The 18,184-nt window shown below is 53.4% G+C and carries 15 protein-coding genes; 7 read left to right on the top strand and 8 right to left on the bottom strand.

From position 1 onward, the window contains the following. Positions 1–180: 180 nt before the first annotated feature. Positions 181–840 (bottom strand): single-stranded DNA-binding protein, encoded by a 660-nt coding sequence (gene ssb / locus I9W95_RS14470; protein ID WP_225676127.1) that lies wholly within the window; start codon positions 838–840, stop codon positions 181–183. Then, positions 824–2,224, bottom strand: a complete 1,401-nt coding sequence (locus I9W95_RS14465; protein ID WP_225676125.1) for an MFS transporter — start codon at positions 2,222–2,224, stop codon at positions 824–826. The genes ssb and I9W95_RS14465 overlap by 17 nt, the downstream gene beginning before the upstream one ends. Positions 2,225–2,476: 252 nt before the next feature. Between I9W95_RS14465 and I9W95_RS18535 the strand changes: the two genes are divergently transcribed. The 3 genes from I9W95_RS18535 to I9W95_RS14450 all read left to right on the top strand — a co-directional run bounded on the left by I9W95_RS18535 (position 2,477) and on the right by I9W95_RS14450 (position 6,635). Next, positions 2,477–3,157: a LuxR C-terminal-related transcriptional regulator gene (locus I9W95_RS18535; RefSeq protein WP_318653622.1), complete on the top strand. Its 681-nt coding sequence runs from the start codon at positions 2,477–2,479 to the stop codon at positions 3,155–3,157. 68 nt (positions 3,158–3,225) lie between these two features. Continuing rightward, a complete protein-coding gene (uvrA, locus tag I9W95_RS14455) occupies positions 3,226–6,066 on the top strand; it encodes an excinuclease ABC subunit UvrA (RefSeq protein ID WP_225676123.1) in 2,841 nt (946 codons plus the stop codon). Beyond that, positions 6,063–6,635 (top strand): tRNA-uridine aminocarboxypropyltransferase, encoded by a 573-nt coding sequence (locus I9W95_RS14450; RefSeq protein WP_225676121.1) that lies wholly within the window; start codon positions 6,063–6,065, stop codon positions 6,633–6,635. Before uvrA ends, I9W95_RS14450 begins: the two co-directional genes overlap by 4 nt. Before the next feature lie 73 nt (positions 6,636–6,708). On the opposite strand, the gene I9W95_RS14445 is transcribed toward I9W95_RS14450, so the two are convergent. From I9W95_RS14445 to I9W95_RS14435, 3 genes are all read right to left on the bottom strand, one after another. Next, positions 6,709–7,137: a type 2 periplasmic-binding domain-containing protein gene (locus I9W95_RS14445; RefSeq protein WP_225676119.1), complete on the bottom strand. Its 429-nt coding sequence runs from the start codon at positions 7,135–7,137 to the stop codon at positions 6,709–6,711. Between the two features lie 11 nt (positions 7,138–7,148). Next, positions 7,149–8,306 (bottom strand): hypothetical protein, encoded by a 1,158-nt coding sequence (locus tag I9W95_RS14440; RefSeq protein WP_225676117.1) that lies wholly within the window; start codon positions 8,304–8,306, stop codon positions 7,149–7,151. 129 nt (positions 8,307–8,435) lie between these two features. Further along, positions 8,436–9,746 (bottom strand): adenylate/guanylate cyclase domain-containing protein, encoded by a 1,311-nt coding sequence (locus tag I9W95_RS14435; protein ID WP_225676115.1) that lies wholly within the window; start codon positions 9,744–9,746, stop codon positions 8,436–8,438. Positions 9,747–9,930: 184 nt separating this feature from the next. Here I9W95_RS14435 and I9W95_RS14430 point away from each other — a divergent pair, with 184 nt between their 5' ends. Continuing rightward, positions 9,931–10,101: a hypothetical protein gene (locus I9W95_RS14430; protein ID WP_225676113.1), complete on the top strand. Its 171-nt coding sequence runs from the start codon at positions 9,931–9,933 to the stop codon at positions 10,099–10,101. 33 nt (positions 10,102–10,134) lie between these two features. Beyond that, a complete protein-coding gene (gene serB / locus I9W95_RS14425; protein ID WP_225676111.1) occupies positions 10,135–11,346 on the top strand; it encodes a phosphoserine phosphatase SerB in 1,212 nt (403 codons plus the stop codon). A gap of 41 nt (positions 11,347–11,387) precedes the next feature. On the opposite strand, the gene I9W95_RS14420 is transcribed toward serB, so the two are convergent. The 3 genes from I9W95_RS14420 to epmB all read right to left on the bottom strand — a co-directional run bounded on the left by I9W95_RS14420 (position 11,388) and on the right by epmB (position 16,565). Then, positions 11,388–13,487, bottom strand: coding sequence for an EAL domain-containing response regulator (locus tag I9W95_RS14420; protein WP_225676109.1), 2,100 nt, complete (start codon positions 13,485–13,487; stop codon positions 11,388–11,390). A 99-nt stretch (positions 13,488–13,586) separates the two neighbouring features. Continuing rightward, positions 13,587–15,404, bottom strand: coding sequence for a GTPase (locus I9W95_RS14415; RefSeq protein ID WP_225676107.1), 1,818 nt, complete (start codon positions 15,402–15,404; stop codon positions 13,587–13,589). Positions 15,405–15,539: 135 nt separating this feature from the next. Then, positions 15,540–16,565, bottom strand: coding sequence for an EF-P beta-lysylation protein EpmB (gene epmB / locus I9W95_RS14410; protein WP_225676105.1), 1,026 nt, complete (start codon positions 16,563–16,565; stop codon positions 15,540–15,542). A gap of 35 nt (positions 16,566–16,600) precedes the next feature. On the opposite strand from epmB, the gene efp reads away from it, so the two are divergent. Continuing rightward, positions 16,601–17,167 carry an elongation factor P gene (efp, locus tag I9W95_RS14405; protein ID WP_225676103.1) on the top strand — a complete coding sequence of 189 codons (567 nt, stop codon included), beginning with the start codon at positions 16,601–16,603 and terminating at the stop codon, positions 17,165–17,167. A 93-nt stretch (positions 17,168–17,260) separates the two neighbouring features. Beyond that, positions 17,261–18,181 (top strand): EF-P lysine aminoacylase EpmA, encoded by a 921-nt coding sequence (epmA, locus tag I9W95_RS14400; RefSeq protein WP_225676101.1) that lies wholly within the window; start codon positions 17,261–17,263, stop codon positions 18,179–18,181. Positions 18,182–18,184 lie beyond the last annotated feature (3 nt).

The following is an 18,184-nucleotide window of genomic DNA, read 5'->3' as shown; positions in this document are numbered from 1 at the left end:
AATCGAGAGAGTGAGGGTAACGCTTCAGGAGCGAAAAGCTGGGGTCGGCCCTGCCGGCCAGGGGATAAGTTCCCCTGGTAGGCAGTAGGCACTGCGGATTTAAAAGTCGTTTATAGAAAACCGATATCTTTAAAACTGTGGGACAGCAGTGACCCGGAGGTGGCTTTTTCAGCTGGCTGATCAGAACGGGATATCGTCGTCGAAATCGTCGAAACTGTTGCTTGGCTGCGGCTGCTGCATAGGAGGCTGCTGGTAGCCACCCTGATAAGCCGGTTGTTGCGGCGCTTGCTGAGGTGCCTGCTGTGGAGCCTGCTGATAGCCAGCCGGTGCAGGCTGCTGTGCAACCGGACGAGGAGCCTGCTGTGGCGCTTGCTGAGGTGCTTGCTGCGGAGCCTGCTGATAGCCACCCTGCGGCTGTGCCATTGCTGGTGCAGACTGCTGTGGTGTATTCATCATCTGAGCGGCTGCACCCGGTTGCTGGTAGGACGACATACCATCATTGGAGCCACGGCCGTCCAGCATCATCATGTCGTTACAGACGATCTCGGTGGTGTAGCGCTTAATGCCGTCTTTTTCCCATTCGCGGGTTTTCAGGCGGCCTTCAAAATAGGCTTTGGAGCCTTTTTTCAGGTATTGCTGAACGATTTCGGCCAGCTTTCCGTATACAACCAGACGGTGCCATTCGGTCTGCTCAACCTTCTGGCCAGTCTGCTTGTCGTTGTAGCTTTCATCCGTTGCCAGGGTCAGGTTGGCAACAGCATTGCCATTCGGCATGTAACGAACTTCAGGGTCACGACCCAGAGTACCAATAAGTGTCACTTTGTTAACGCTGCGACCCATGTTCTTCTCCTGTGGGATCTACAATGGCTGACGCCTGTTTACGGTCAAAGGCATCAGCACTGACTTTCAGATAAATTGCACCGTCGCCATCGGGCAGGCTGACTTCAGATACGCCGGGTAAATCCATCAACTGGGCCAGCTGCTGGTCGGTGCAGGTCCCGCCGGTGTTCAGGCGAACACTGGTCAGATGCCGTGGGGCGGATGAGCGGGACAAGATAAGCGCCCAAAGTATCACTAAAGCCCCCAGTCCGCCAAATAATGTGCTGCTGCCCCAGGACGACATGATCCAGCCACCCAGGCTACCGCCAGCAAAGGCGCCGAGAAACTGCATGCTGGAGTAAATGCCCATAGCGCTGCCTTTGGCGCCAGCGGGGGCAATCTTGCTCAGCCAGGATGGCAGGCTGGCTTCCATCAGGTTGAATCCCCAGAAATAGAGCAACAGCAACGCAATCCACTGCCACAGACTATCGGCCTGTGACATCAGCAACAGGGCGGCGGCGATACCAAGGGCACCGGTGAGTACCACGCCTTTCATTTTCTGCTTTTTCTCAGCCACGATAATGAAGGGTACCATCAGTACGAAGGCAACCATCAGTACTGGCAGATACAGCCAGCTGTGGTGCTCAGCGACCACGCCAGCATTGAGCAACTGGCCCGGAATGGCGACAAAGATAGCGACCATCAGCGCATGCAGCAGGAAAATACCGATATTCAGCGGCCACAGTGCTTTGTTGCGTAACTGCACTCCGACTTCACTCCACACTGCTGATGCATCCCTGTGGGGTACCGCTGGTGGGTTGGGAATAACAAACAGCGTCACCAGTATGCCGCCGATAGCCAGTACGCCAGTGAGGCCGAAGATCAGGCTGAGGCCACCCATTTCAGCCAGCCATGGGCCGAGAATCAGTGCCACAGAAAACGACAGGCCGATGCTGGCGCCGATGGATGCCATCGCTTTCATACGATTTTCTTCACGGGTCAGATCGGTAACCAACGCCATAATCGCACTGGCAATGGCACCACCGCCCTGCAGGGCACGACCGATAATTACGCCCCACACGGAATCTGCGCTGGCTGCAATCAGGCTGCCGAGAGCGAAGATCAGCAAGCCGCCGATGATAATCGGTTTACGGCCAATACGGTCCGACAGGGTGCCAGCCGGTATCTGCAGCAGTGCCTGGGTAAGTCCGTAGATGCCCATTGCCAGTCCCAGCAGGGCCGGGGTTGCGCCGTCGAGTTTCTGTCCCTCGATCATCATCACCGGCAAAACCATGAACAGGCCGAGCATGCGCAGGGCGTACAGGGAGGCCAGCGAGACAACGGCACGTTGCTCGGTTTGGGAAAGTACAGGCTTGTTGGCCCGGGAGTCTGAGGAACTGGACATTCGTAACTGACTGCTGATTCGAAAGGCGGCAATTCTACCAGCTTTCCCCCGGCATGATTACCTCGCCGGTGGAAATCCTCGGTGCGGCCGGGTGAAAATCAGCCAGATGCGGGCCCGAAGGATAATAAACGTGCACTTGTCCTGTTTCATGTTAACTGGCAATTGGTAAATCCAGCAGGATTTCGTACACTGTGCACTTGCCGGAAGGAAGTTCGGCACAGGGAATCACAAAGTATAAAAGGAGTTATCGTTATGGAGCGTCAGTCCAGTCTGCCGGGACGCCGTATTGTGCTGTTCGGACAGCAGAATCTTCAGAATTCCATCCTCATTGGCTATATCCATCAGCGTACCAACATCGACTGTCAGCTGGTCAATGTGCCAGAGTGGCGTGAAGAGTGGAGCCAGTATCCATGTAAGACCCTGGCTCTGATTGATGCCGAATGCGCTCGCGCAGAGAAACTGTATGATCTGCTCGAACAGATTCATGAACAGGGTGGCGAGATCAAAGTAGCGTTCTTCAACGTTCCACGCGGTCATCAGTGTGAGCGCATGATCGATTGGCCAATGGTTAATGGCCTGTTTTATCGCGACAGTTCACAGCAGCAGCTGAGCAAAGGGATTGTTGGTTTGTTTGACGGTGAGCACTGGCTGCCACGCCAGCTGGTCAGCCAGTATCTGGAGAAAACCCGTCACAAGCCTCGTCGTCTGCCTGCGACCACAACGGTTCTTACCCGTCGGGAAAAGCAGATTCTGCGCCTCACCGCGACCGGGGCCACCAACATCGAGATCGCCGACAAGCTGAACGTCAGCATGCACACGGTGAAAACTCACATCTACAACCTGTTTAAGAAAATCGGTGCTGCTAACCGTATTCAGGCCGTTAACTGGGCCAAAGAGTATATGGAAGAGCTGTTGCTCGAACCGGTTGAATAAGCGGCTGATACCGTCCCGCGCTTGAATTACAATGGTGGCTTTTCTCTTACAGTGACGAGCCATCATCTATGGACAAGATTCTGGTGCGCGGGGCACGCACGCACAACCTGCGTAATATCGACATTGATATTCCACGCGACAAACTAGTCGTGATTACCGGCCTGAGCGGGTCGGGCAAATCCTCCCTGGCATTTGATACCCTGTACGCCGAAGGCCAGCGTCGCTACGTTGAGTCGTTGTCGACTTACGCCCGCCAGTTTCTGTCGATGATGGAAAAGCCGGACGTCGACCTGATTGAAGGTCTGTCGCCGGCGATTTCCATTGAACAGAAATCGACTTCTCACAACCCTCGCTCTACAGTCGGTACCGTCACCGAAATCTACGATTACCTGCGTCTGCTGTTTGCCCGTGTGGGTACTCCGCGCTGTCCGGACCATGACGTCGCGCTGGAAGCGCAGACGGTCAGCCAGATGGTGGATGGCATCATGGATCTGCCGCTGGACAGTAAACATATGATTCTGGCCCCGGTGATTCGCGAACGTAAGGGTGAGCATCTGCACGTATTTGAAAGCCTGCGTGCCCAGGGCTTTGTACGGGTGCGGGTCAACGGTCTGGTGTGCGATCTGGATGATACGCCGGAGCTGGATAAGCGTCGTAAGCACAGCATTGAAGTGGTGGTTGATCGTTTCAAGGTGAAAGAAGGTATTGAGCAGCGCTTGTCCGAGTCGCTGGAAACCTGCCTGGAGCTGAGCGGTGGTATCGCGCTGGTTGCTTCTATGGACGACGACAAAGCCGAGCCTATGCTGTTCTCGTCGCAGTTCTCCTGCCCGCACTGTGGTTACAGTTTATCTGAGCTGGAGCCACGTCTGTTCTCGTTCAATAATCCGGCCGGTGCCTGTCAGAGCTGTGATGGTCTTGGTGTTAAACAGTATTTTGACCCGGATCTGGTGGTGCAGGACCCGACCCTGACGGTCGCTGAAGGCGCGATTCGTGGCTGGGATCGGCGCAGCATTTATTACTTTCAGATGCTGTGCTCGGTGGCTGAGCATTATGGCTTCGACCTCGATAAACCATTCGGTAAACTGACGGCGAAACAACGCAGTCTGTTACTGAATGGCAGCGGCGAAGAGGAAGTGAATTTCAGTTATGTGAATTCCCGTGGCGACAAGATCTTCAAGGCGCATCCATTTGAAGGGGTGCTACCTAACCTGGAACGTCGCTACCGTGAAACCGATTCGCAGATGGTGCTGGAAGAGCTGGCCAAATATCTGAGTGTTCAGCCTTGCCCGGCTTGTGAAGGCTCTCGTCTGCGGGTAGAAGCGCGCAACGTCTTTGTCGGCGACAAGACGATTCATGCCTGCACGGCGATGCCAGTCGAAGATGCCTTTAATTATTTCACCGATCTGCATCTGGCGGGACACCGGGGTGAAATTGCCGAAAAAATCCTCAAGGAAATTCGTGAGCGTCTGCGCTTTCTGGTCAACGTGGGCCTTGAATACCTGACGCTTAATCGCAGTTCTGACACGCTATCCGGTGGTGAAGCTCAGCGTATTCGACTGGCCTCGCAAATCGGTGCGGGTCTGGTTGGCGTTATGTATATTCTTGATGAACCATCTATTGGTCTGCACCAGCGTGATAATGATCGTCTGCTGAATACCCTGTTTCACCTGCGTGATCTGGGCAACACCGTGCTGGTGGTTGAACATGATGAAGATGCTATTCGCAGCGCCGATCACCTGATCGATATCGGTCCTGGTGCCGGTGTACATGGTGGCCAGATTATTGCGCAGGGGACACCGCAGGAGGTGTTCGATAATCCGGACTCGGTCACTGGTCAGTATATGTCTGGCAAGCGCGCAATCTATATTCCGCAAAAGCGTACGCCGTACAACAAAGATAAACTGTTGACGTTAAAAGGCGCGCGTGGAAATAACCTGAACAATGTTGACCTGACCATTCCTCTGGGACTGATGACCTGTGTCACTGGTGTGTCCGGTTCGGGTAAGTCCACTCTGATTAATCGTACTCTGTATCCACTGGCATCTACTGCACTGAACGGTGCAACCACGTTGAAAGCGGCGGAATACGACACTATTTCCGGCCTTAAACAACTGGATAAAGTGGTGGATATTGATCAAAGCCCGATTGGTCGAACCCCGCGTTCTAATCCGGCAACCTACACGGGTATTTTTACACCGGTGCGTGAATTATTCGCTGGTACTCAGGAGGCGCGTTCACGTGGTTATAAAGCCGGACGATTCTCTTTTAACGTCAAGGGTGGACGCTGTGAGGCCTGTCAGGGTGACGGCGTTATTAAAGTGGAAATGCACTTCCTGGCCGATATTTATGTGCCGTGTGATGTATGTAAAGGCAAACGCTATAACCGCGAAACGCTGGATATTCGCTACAAGGGTAAGAATATTCACGAGGTGTTGGATATGACTGTGGAAGACGCCCGTCAGTTCTTTGATGCTATTCCGGCGGTTGCACGTAAACTGCAGACGCTGATGGACGTCGGGCTCAGTTATATCAAACTGGGACAGGCGGCCACGACCTTGTCCGGTGGCGAAGCGCAGAGGGTAAAACTGGCGAAAGAGCTGTCTAAACGTGATACCGGAAAAACGCTGTATATTCTCGATGAACCAACAACGGGTCTGCACTTCCACGATATTGAGCAGTTGCTGGCAGTACTGCATCGCCTGCGTGATGCCGGCAATACCATTGTTGTGATCGAGCATAACCTGGACGTGATTAAAACTGCTGACTGGATTGTCGACCTCGGACCTGAAGGCGGCTCCAAAGGTGGCTACATTATCGCCGAAGGTACACCGGAAAAAGTGGCGGCCAATAAAAAGTCGCATACTGGTGCTTTCCTGAAACCTATGCTGGAAAATGGCCAGAAACAATGACGGCAAAGCGCCGTATTTGTGCGGGGTGTGGCAGGCCTGAAACGGTCTGCCTTTGCCCGGCGATGACGAAACTGGATTCGCCAACGAAGGTGATTATCTGGCAGGACCCGATAGAGGCAAAACACCCGTTGTCGACAGCGCCCTTGTTGCACAAGTCGTTGCCAAACAGTCGTTTGCTGGTAGGCGAACACTTTTCTTTTGAGCAGGTCTTTGGAGATCTGCCTGACAAGGATGTGGCGGTTGTGTTTCCGTTTGAACATGATCGTCAGCTTTGCACGGGGGCAGGTGGAAATATTCGCAGCCTGTTGTTGCTGGACGGCACCTGGCGCAAAGTGCGTAAAATGATTCTGGCTAATCCCTGGCTGATGAGTATTCCTTACGTGGCTTTGCAACCCGCGTCGGAAAGTTGCTACGAGATAAGAACTTCTCCCAGAAATGATGGCTTGTCGACCATAGAGGCTGGTGTTCTTGCTTTGAATACACTGGAGAATACCCGGACGTATGATGCAATCCTGCCGGTTCTGAAGCGAATGGTAGCGTTGCAGAAAGGGTTTGGTCACAAACAGTAGAGTTTATTATCTTCCCTGTTTAATAGGGGGTATAAAAAAAGGCGCCGAAGCGCCTTTTTTTATTTCTGATAACTCAGAATTTGTAGACTACTTTCACCGAGCCATCGACGGCAGATGAATCTACATAACCTACCAGGTTAGGGTTTTTAGCAACCAGAGCCTTAATGTCAGCATCACTGCCAGACTCTTTAGGTGGCGTACCTTTACCGGTAAAGATCAGACGCGACCAGTAGGCTTTCAGCTGGCTGGAGCTTTTGCCCAGAACTTTGTCGTTGAACGCTTCGCGGCTTGCGCTGCCTTCAGTCTGGTCAACCGGAATTGCCTGACTACCATCCGGAAAGTTAGAGGTTTTGCCGAGGAAAATACGGGAAATCGTATCCTGGTCCAGAGCACCGTTACCGTTGCTGGCACTGACAATAACCGCCACTTCAGCGTGAACCGCAGCACCAATCAGCAGGGAAGCCGCAATGGCAATTCGGGAGATTGTTTTAAACAGTTTCATAGTCGATCTCCTTAAAATACCAGGCTCATGCCAACAGTGTAGAGAGTGCCAGACTCGCCTTCAGCGCCGTTAACCAGCTCTTCGTCGTGCTGCTGAATATCAAACTTGAAGGCTGTACCGCTGTCGTAGTCATAGCGCACACCGAGGATCACACTGTTTTCCTTGGCTTCTGCTAAGCCCTGAACAACACCCACGTTGCCGGATTTCAGGTCGTCCTCGTTTGCGGTATAGGTCAGGTGAACTGTGTAATCACTGAACCGTTGGGCAACACTGACGAGATAACCTGAGTCATCATTTAACAGCGCGGTATCGTGCTTGAGTGCCGTCCATTCGGCAATGGCTGAAGTACTGCCATTGTCATAGGAAACGGATGCCTGATAGAAGGCAGATTTATCTTCATCGGCAGTGAAGGCATCGGCTTCTCCCGCCTGAGCACCTGCAGCGGCCAGCTGATCAAGGGCTCTTACCGGTACAACACCGGTCAATGTTGGGTTGGCTGCAACCAGTGCTGCCGCGGCCGGATTCGCGTCGATCGACAGTCCCGCCTGGTGGTAGCTGACACGAGCGCCAAAATCACCCGCAGACATATTCAGTACAAGACCCATTGCTCGGCGCAGCTCGATTGAATAGATATCGTCACCCAGCGCAAGATCACCGCCGTAGCGGCCTGCGTAAGCCTGGACAGAACCGTCCATTCCGCCTGCTGAGAATCGATGAGTAAAGTCTACGCCACTGATGGACGACAGAGAGTCCAGACGATAAACCGTTGACGGTGGACGTACCCAGTTGAATGCATATCCAACTTCGAGAAAATCAGAATAATAGAAGATTGGGGTGCGCAGACGACCAACTCGAATGTCGGTATTTTCGCTTGCAGCGTAGGTGATGTAAGCCCACGAAGCCTCTGTTTCATAGGCTTGGGAACCGCGCGAAATTAACTGCACTGTGGCTGATGTCGTGTCATTAACTTGCTTCGATAACTGCAGGCCAACCAGGCTGCCATTATCGAAGGATACACCGTCGTCGTATCCATCCAGTTCGATATCCTCAGTAGAGAGCATACCGGCGGTAATATTCATAAAACCGTTGATTTGCAGATCACCTGCGAAGGCGGCCGGACTGCATGCCAGAATGACTGCGGCAGCCAAGCCTGATTTGCGAAGAACCATGAGTAATAACCTCTTCTGTTGGTTTCACACTAACCATAGTAGAGGGATTATGAAGTTCAAATCGGACAGCGAAAAAAGTTCCCTGCAAAACGTCAGGTTTTTAAAAAAGGCAAAACCTGACCTGTTTATTCAGGCATTTTCGGCCATCGCGGTGATGTGTTTGATCTGTCGCTGGATCAGGGAACGGTTCTTTTCAGGGAGGGTATTTAACCAGTAACTGTTTTGCTCGCGGCCGTGCAGGTCTGACACTAATGGGCCTTCGTCCCAGCGGATATCATCGTGATCCATCAGTTGATTGATCAACTCCTGGCTGGCCAGTAAACGCTGGTCTTCACTGTTGCTGGCCAGGTGGTAGGCCCAGTGCACTGTGTCACCAATCAGGCTGCATTCTGTACGGTCTTCCTGCGCAATCGGGGCAAGCAGCACATTGCCCCAGTGCGCTGCCAGCCGGAAACTGACTGGCACTGCGGTGTTGGCGCCATGGTTGTGCAGGCCCAGAAACAGTTGGGCAGCGTACAGGCAGTGAAGGGCTTCGCGGCCACCACTGGCAGGCTGTCCGACGCCAAACATCATCACGATACCGTCGCCCATGTAGCGGTCGAGTTTGCCGTTATACAGCTTGGCCGCCTGGGAAAGTAACTTGTGATAGTGATTCAGTACCTCGCTCAGTTCGTCTGCGCTGAGGCGTGCCTGCAGAATTTCTAGGTCCTGAATTTCAATAAATAACAAAGCGCATTCGTGATAGTGCAATACCGGTAACGGCTGTTTCGGCTGGTTATAGACGAAACGACCAAGGGCTTCTTCCATTGCCCGTTGATGTTGTTCTCGCTGTGAAACTTTGTTCAGCTCGGAATGAATAGTCTTCAGCTCACCGATGCGGGGTACCGGCGGTAATTGCAGAGGCTTGTCGGTGTTCTGCCAGTTGGTAAGGCTAACCGACAGCTGGCGCAGGTAGCGCATGGCGCGATCTGCCAGCTGATACATAGCCAGGGCGGCAATCAGTGCCAGCAGGCCGGTTGCTATCAGTCCCAGAGCGAGGTAATGGCGAGCGGCCTGGCCGGCCGGTGCCAGATCGACGCTGGCGCGCAGCAGGCCAGCGGCAACGTTATCCTGTGTCACCGGCTGACTGATTTCCAGCATACCCGCTCGAGCCTGGCCGCTTTCGGCGATGACTTGCTGGCTGGTGTTAAGTACCTGAATGGCGGTTAGCTCAGGGCCTTTGCTCCATTCAGAGAGTGTCAGGTTGAGGCTGATGCGGTCCTGCTTCAGCAGACTTGGTGCCAGCGCGATGGTCAGTCGTTGCAGCTGACGCTGAGCATCAAGCTGAATCCGGTTTTCCGCTTGCTGTTGCAGGTGGGAGAAACCCAGGGTGCTGATGATCACACCACTGACCATGACCAGACAGCCAGCCAGCAGTCCGCAAATTTGACTTATATTCAACTTTTGACCAATCAGACTGACGATACGCATCACAATACTCAAACAAACGAAGATTTCCGCAGCATTGGTGGTATTATATGTGCCGCCTGCGGTAACGCCAGGGAATTACCGGCCATCGCACAGATTGATGAGTGTGGCCGGCAGCAACCGAATTTTATCTGAATACGAATAATGGGGATTCACCATGAGCGACGTGAAACAGTCTCTGCAAGATAAACTGCAACAGCTGGAAAAAGGTCTGTACCTGATGAGCGTAGACCGCGTACGTGCACTGTCTGTTCACGAAACAGTCGATCTGATCGAAGAACTGCGTGCCGTTGTTGCTGCTGCCAAAGCAGACGCTGACAAGCTGTAATTGCCAAATCAGAATCTGTAGCAGGTAACCTTCGTGACTGAATTGGTTCTAATCCGTGTGACTGGGGCCGATAAGCCCGGGTTAACCTCAAGCATCAGCGCCATTCTGGCGCAATATGATGTGACTATTCTCGATATCGGTCAGGCCGAGATTCACGACACTCTGTCGCTCGGTATTCTGGCCGCTATTCCTTCCCGAGCTGAATCCGGTCCTGTTCTCAAGGATGTGCTGTTCAAGGCACACGAACTGGGTCTGTCAGTGCGTTTTACTCCGGTAACGCCGGAAAGCTATGAGCACTGGGTGCAGGGGCAGGGGAAACCCCGCCATATTATTACTCTGCTGGCGCGTACCATTGAGGCTGAAGCCATTAGCCGTGTGACAGCTATTGTTGCCAAGCATGGTCTGAACATCGACCAGATCAATCGCCTTAGTGGCCGGGTGCCGCTGGAACAGGCTGAGTCCAATACCCGTGCCTGTGTCGAATTTTCTGTGCGCGGAGAAGCGGAACAGAGTGTCATGCGCGCCGAGTTTCTTGAAATTGCTAACGAACTTGGTGTTGATATCGCTTTCCAGGAAGACGATGTCTACCGCCGTACCCGTCGCCTGGTGTGCTTCGATATGGACTCCACTCTGATTGAAGCGGAAGTGATCGACGAGCTGGCCGCTGCCGCGGGTGTGGGTGAACAGGTGGCAGATATTACAGAACGGGCGATGCAGGGCGAACTCGATTTCATTCAGAGCTTCGAGCAACGTGTCGCCTTGCTCAAAGGACTGAGTGGTGATGTGCTGCAGGGAATTGCTGAGCGCCTGCCGGTGACCGAAGGAGCTGAGCGTCTGATTCGTAACCTCAATGCTCTGGGCTATAAAACGGCTATCCTGTCGGGTGGTTTTAACTACTTTGGTCGTTATCTGCAGGAAAAGCTGGGCATCGACTATGTCTTTGCCAATGAGTTGGAAATGGAGAATGGCATTGTCACTGGCCGGGTAACCGGGCGTGTTGTTGATGGCACCCGTAAAGCGGAACTACTGCGTGAGCTGGCTCGGAAGGAAGGTATTCTGCTGGAGCAGACCATTGCGGTTGGTGACGGTGCCAATGACCTGCCGATGCTGAGTATTGCTGGCCTGGGTATCGCCTTTCGTGCGAAACCGCTGGTGCGAGAAAATGCCAAAAACGCCATCAGCACTCTGGGGTTGGATGGCATTCTTTATCTGTTGGGGTATCGCGATCGCGATATTCTGGATTGACCCGGACCTGAATGTAAAAAAGCCCGCATACGCGGGCTTTTTTACATTTCGTTGTCGTCGTTGAAATCGAACGTCATGGATGACTGAGGTGGCTGTACGTAGTAGCCCTGCAGGAAGTGCACGCCCATTTGCCACAAGGAGGCTACGGATGTTGCATTCTCTACCAGCGGCACAATGGTCTTTTTGTCTTCTTCGTGCAAACCTTCAATTAGCTCTTTCAGGTGTTTCTGCGTATCAGGGTTTTGACCCAGTTCCTGAGTAAAGGAACCGTCCACTTTCACATACTCAACGGTCAGGTGCTTCAGCGTCTGCATCGGATTCAGGGCACAACCAAAACGGCTGACAGAGCATGGAATAGCTTTTTCAAATAATGACAGGCTGAACTGCTGAGCCTGTTTCAGCATGCGGCTGGCATCTTCTTCATTAAACTGAAAAATGACTGAACCTTTTGGTAATCTGGCGGCGTTCATTGCAACGCCAATCCAGCCTGGTAACGCATCGTCGGCCAGTGATGGGCCGGACAAATTAATGAACATGCGGGTGTTATGACCACGCGCGCGATGTTCGCCCAACAGCTTGGTGGTGTGCAGAATCACCCAGCGGTCGATCTTACGCTTCAACTCATCGCTGACTTCGGCACTGTTCAGGAATTCACCTGCGGACAGCTCTTCACCATCCGTCATTTTCAGGCGTAGCAGGGTTTCGTAATGTTCAGCTTCGTCACCACGCAGGCTGATCATGGGCTGGAACAGCAAACGGAATCCATTGTTGCGAATCGCTTCCGTCAGGCTCTTTTCCAGGCTGACGGCAGCGGCTTGCTCTTCAGCATCCGGTGGAACATACAGGTGAACACCATTGCCCCGCTCGGAATCTGGTTGCTTGCGCACATCATTGGCTGCCTGGTGCGATTGCTGCAGGATATCGTCCGGGCGGGAGCTGTTTTCGGTAATCAGTGAGACACCAATAGACGCTGTTACTGTCACGGTGCGATTGCCAATATCAACCAGCAGGTGCTCGATTTTATCGCGCAGGTGGTTGGCAAATGCCAGAGCGGATTCTGCATCGGCACCCATGCGCAGGCAGCAGAATATATCTTCACCAATGCGGGCTAATACGTCATGCTCGGCTTTCTGACTTTTGAGCAGATCGGCAACTTCCGTCACGATCAGGTCGGAGTGGCTGATACCGACATCACTCTTAATTTTGCCGAAATGGTCGATATTAATGTACAGGATCGCACCGCGGGCACCACTGAGAATCGCTTTATCGACAGCGTGTTCAAGCTGAGTGATGAAGTGCGGCTTGTTATACAGCCCTGTCATCATGTCTTTACTGCTGATTTCCCGCAGCTTAGCTTCCAGTTCGGAGTGATCGGCATTGGTGCGGATCAGCACCTGTGTGCAGCGTTCATCAGCATAGGTGGCCTGAGAAAACGCCATCAGCATCGGAAAATGCTTGCCATCACCATTAACGCCAATGGTTTTCAGTTCCTGTGCGTGTGCGGGATCGGCATGATATGACTTCAGGAAGTTTTTAAAATCGGCCTGCGATGCGGCATCCACCATATCCATGATCGGCATACCTTCCAGTTCTTCAACGGAGTTGTAGCCGAACAAATCCAGGTACGCCTGGTTGGCATAGACGTGCATGCCATCGTGAATGTAAGCCACGGCGTCTTTCGAACTTTCCAGCAGCAGCTGGCAGCGTTTCTCCGCATCGCGGATACGAACTTCCAGCGTGCGCAATTCCCGGCGGCTTTTCAGGTGGCGCAATTCGCGCTGAATCACCAGCAACAGCAGGTTGCTTTCGTCTTTGGTGACCATGGCTGCAGCGCCACGTTTGATGGCGGCTTCCAGCGTCATCGGGTCGACGTCTTCAGCGATCAGAATCACCGGCAGGTCTTTATTCAGGCGGCGGATCAGCTTCAGCAGGTCTTCATAGCTGACGCCATCGACGTTGGGTTCTGCGATCAGCAGATCCCAGGATTTTTCCTGTATCTGCTCATTCAGATCCTGAAGCGAGGTTATCTGGTGGGCACGGGTAGCGCTGCCTGAGTTGCGCATCAGGCTGACAAGGCTCTCTGCATCATTCTGTGTGTCTGTCATTAACAACAGATGCAGGGTATCCCGGCTTGTGGACATGCCAACCTCAAGTAATTATGAAAACCACAATTATAGAGCGGTCGTCTCAAAATAAAATGACCTGCAGTGACATTATCCGATCATCGCAGGCTTATCGGGTCACAGTTTGTTCCAGATTGACTCGAAGTCGTCGTCAGGCATCCCGGTCGCCTGCTGAACACTGGCAGATGACGTCACGGCACCGGCGGTACGGAACTGGAACTGGCTGAAGCTACTGGTCGACGCCAGGCGCTTGGTAAGTTGGTGTCGCCCTTGCAGCTCCGGGTACAGCAGCTCAACTTTGTTGCCGGTACGGAAGGGAATGCGTGGCAACAGCAACGTCGCTGGCTGGGCGATGGCTTTGATTGCAGGAAGCAACAGCGCTCGCATAAAGGGGCCATTGCTACCGGTCTTCTGCAACAGGCGCGCAGCACCGACTTCGGCGCGAGGCGCCAGCAACTCAATACCCAGCTGAGTTCCCTGATCACGTAAGTGACGAATCCAGCGAATTACACCGATCGACCAGTGGCGCACACCGTGCTCCTGAATACCCAGCAATTCGCCGGCCTGAATGCTGGTCGGTACGCTACCTTCCCAGTGCACGCAGTAACCACCGGGGCTGGTGTTTATCAGAGTTACGTTATGAGTCGGGTACTTAACGACCAGTTCTTCCTCTTCTTCGTGCTCTTTGTTCTTGTGCTTATTAATGAATTCGATGGCATCAATGTTCATCGACTCATTTTCTGCCAGACGTGCACCGCCGGCATCGAAGGCATTGGCCCAGACATCTTCTTCGGCGTTAACCTTGCCAACATCGACGCTGCGATCAATCGTTTCACCCTCAACCGTTTTCGGTTTGATGGATGCCATCAGGCCTTCAAATTCTTTCATACCCGCGCTGTAGTAATGGGTGGCGGAAAGACCAATGCAGAGCTTCAGCTGCCCTTCGGTAGGCATGCGACGGAAAGAGCGCTGCCAGTGAATGCCCCATGACTGAATCGCATGAGACAGCAGGTTGTCACTGAGTTTGCCGGGAACCGTAATTTTGTGATTGCCATTCGGGTTAGCTGCCCACAGCTTCAGTGCCTGCACCAGTGCTGCGGTATTCAGGCTGCGAAACAGCGGTTTCTGTGCATCACGTAAATGCTGACGGTACTGAGCCGGACGATCACGGTGCAGGTTAATAATGAACAGGGCGCTTTCGTCATCGGCTTGTGATAACTCGGCAAATTCTGCCCACAATTCGCTGGCATCGTACAGTTGTGCCAGATCCTGCTGACGCAGATTGTTCGGTTTTGCGGTGCCCAGCAAATGAGCACGGGCGTAGACATCTTCAATGGTAGATGTCGACAGAAAACGGGTCTGACGATCGGAAACACTGAAACGCAGCAGCTTGTGCATTTCTGCTAACAGGTAAAGCTGATTGATTTCCAGCCAGGCGTGTTCCGGCGGCTGACAGTACAACTGAAACGCTCGCAGGATGGTCTGATTGGTATCGGAAATCGCACGGTGGATCGCCAGTGTAACGACTTTGGACGGTTTGTCCGTCGGGGCCAGGCGGCTGATGCTGTGTGCTACCACCATTTTATAGCCAGTCGCCAGTAAGCCCTGTAATGCCTGGGTCAGGTTGGCAACTTTCAGCTGCTTCTCATTCAGGGAAATAGACGACTGCAGGAAGTGTTTATTCAGCAGAGAACAGATCGAATAAATGTACGGACGTACCACTTCGAGCACTTTGAAGCGCAGCAGCGGATCGGTGTTCCACTGGTTCAGTTCCCGTACGGCCATATACAGCTGGCGAGCGGCTTCACCAGTGTTGGCCATCGGAAGTTCTTTAGCCCACTGCGTAATGCTTTCAACGTTACCGGCGCAGAATGAAGGCTGCGCAAGCGGTGTCGTTGGGACATGCAGTTTAATTGGCGTTGCTGAGCTTTCCATGCGTTCCTGCTGCAAATAATGAATAACGTATCGGCGGCAGGGGGGGATAACAATTCCGCTGCCTTATGCCAGTATGCCATAATCCAGACTAAAGAAGTAAATCCGTAGCCAAACCATGGCGTTATATGCAAGTTTTTACAGTCTGTCGAGGTTGATTGGTGCCTTACTTTCCTGTCCGGCGACCTCTCTGACCAGCCGGGGTACGAGATAACCCGGCAAATGGTTCAGCAATGACCTGTGCAATCTAACGGCTTCATCTTCTGCAACCTCAAAGTGATGAGCGCCAGCAACGCGGTCAAGGAGGTGAAGGTAATAAGGCATGATACCAAACTCAAACAGGCACTCGCTTAAATCAGACAGAACTCTGAAGTCATTGTTCACATTTCTCAGTAATACCGACTGATTGAGCAGGGTGACACCTCCCCGGCGCAGGTTTTCAAGAGCCGGGCGATGCGCCTCGCTGAGTTCGTTGGCATGGTTAATATGCAGAACAATGGATGTCTGTAAGCGGCTGTCGCACAGCATGCGGATCAGCGATTCGGTCAGACGTTGCGGAATTACCACCGGCAGGCGGGTATGAATACGCAGACGTTTTACATGGGGAATGGCTTCGCAATGCTCAATCAGCTCGCTCAGGGCTTTGTCCTGCAGCATCAGTGGGTCACCACCACTGAGGATGACCTCGGTAATAGAGTGATCGTTCTCTATGTAGCCCAGAGCCTGTTGCCATTGCGCGCGGCTGAGTCGGTTGTCGCTGTATGGGAAGTGACGGCGAAAACAGTAGCGGCAGTTGACTGCACAGCCAGAAGCGGCCAGCAGCAATACCCGCCCGCGATACTTGTGAATGATACCCGGGGTCTTATTGGCTGCGGCTTCCTCCAGCGGGTCGCTGACAAAGCCCGGTGCCTGCACCAGCTCTTCACTGTGGGTCAGTACCTGGCGCAGCAAAGGATCATCAGGGTTGCCGTGCTCCATCTGATCTGCATAGGGACGAGGTACCAGAACCGGAAAACCAGAGGCCCTGGCGACGCCACTGATTGCAGAATCCGGTGGTAGCCCGAGGTAGTTGAGCAGGTCCTTACTGTTGCGGAATGCGCCTGCGAGTAACTGTTGCCAGTCGGAACTCTCAACAGGAGCGGCAGATCGGGTTATGATAGGCAACTTTTAAACTTTCCCTAAAGTGATTGGGCTGCGAAATGGCGAATTATTCTACCAACGAATTCAAATCAGGTCTTAAGGTAATGCTCGAAAACGAGCCGTGCTCCATTATTGAAAACGAGTACGTAAAACCGGGTAAAGGCCAGGCATTCAACCGCGTGAAACTGCGCAACCTGCGTAACGGTCGTGTACTGGAAAAAACCTTCAAGTCTGGTGATTCGCTGGAAGGCGCTGACGTGATGGAATACGACATGGAATACCTGTACTCCGATGGTGAGTTCTGGCACTTCATGGCGACTGACGGTTCTTTTGAACAGCACGGTGCTTCTGAAGAAGCTCTGGGTGACACCATCAAGTGGCTGAAAGAACAGGAAGTGTACGTTGTGACTCTGTTCAACGGTGCTGTCCTGACAGTTGCGCCACCAAACTTCGTTGAACTGGAAGTGGTTGAAACCGATCCGGGCCTGAAAGGCGATACCGCTAACGGTGGTAACAAGCCTGCGACCCTGACTACTGGTGCTGTGGTTAAGGTGCCTCTGTTTATCAACATCGGTGACAAACTGCGTGTTGATACCCGTAGCGGTGAATACGTAAGCCGCGCCTGATTTTTACAATCAGTGTGGGAAAGGGAGTCTTTGCGGCTCCCTTTTTTGTTGCACTCTTTTTTCGTTGCTTCCAATCGTTCGGATTTCCTTTCTATGTGGCAACCATCCGCCAAACGTGAGGCCCTGCTGGCCCGCCAGACGCTGAATCAGACCATTCGTCAGTTCTTTGCTGAGCGCGATGTGCTGGAAGTTGAAACGCCGTATCTGTCTCAGGCTGCCGTGTGCGACCCGAATATTGAGCCGATGCAGACCAACGACGTGCGTTATCTGCACACCTCACCTGAGTACGCTATGAAGCGTCTGTTGTGTGCCGGTATGGGCGATATCTTTGAGATTGCGCGGGTATTCCGTCGAGGCGAAGCGGGACGACGCCATAACCCTGAGTTCAGCATGCTGGAATGGTACCGGGTGGGTTGGGATCACCAGCAACTGATGCTGGAAGTCGCGGATATTACTCTGGCCATGCTGGCACCGCGCTATCCGTCACTGCCGGTCGTTAAGCTGACTTATGCTGACGCCATGCAGACCTATGCGAAACTCGATGTGCGTCAGGCCTCTGATGAGGAGGTTGCACGCGCAGGTATTGGCCTGGCAGGGCAGGATCTCGATCTGAATCGCGATGGCTGGCTGGACGTGATCATGAGCCATGCGGTTGAGCCGACGCTGCCTGCCAACACGCTGGTGTTTATCGAAGACTTTCCTGCATCGCAGGCGGCACTGGCGAAAGTCAGCGCCGACGACAGCGGCTGGCCGGTGGCGCGTCGTTTCGAGTTGTACTTTAACGGTGCCGAACTGGCCAACGGCTACCACGAACTGACCGACGCCGCTGAGCAGCGTCGCCGTTTCTCAGCGGAAGCGCAGGGCCGCCCTGTGGATGAAAACCTGCTGGCCGCCCTGGCGCACGGCATGCCCGAATGTGCAGGCGTGGCCATGGGGCTGGACCGCCTGCTGATGATGGTGCTCGGCACCGACAATATTGCTGACGTACTGGCGTTTGACTGGAGCCGGGCGTAACCC

Source organism: Thalassolituus marinus, from assembly GCF_020320395.1.
Classification (GTDB): domain Bacteria; phylum Pseudomonadota; class Gammaproteobacteria; order Pseudomonadales; family Oceanobacteraceae; genus Venatoribacter; species Venatoribacter marinus.
This window is presented reverse-complemented; position numbering and strand designations above follow the sequence as displayed.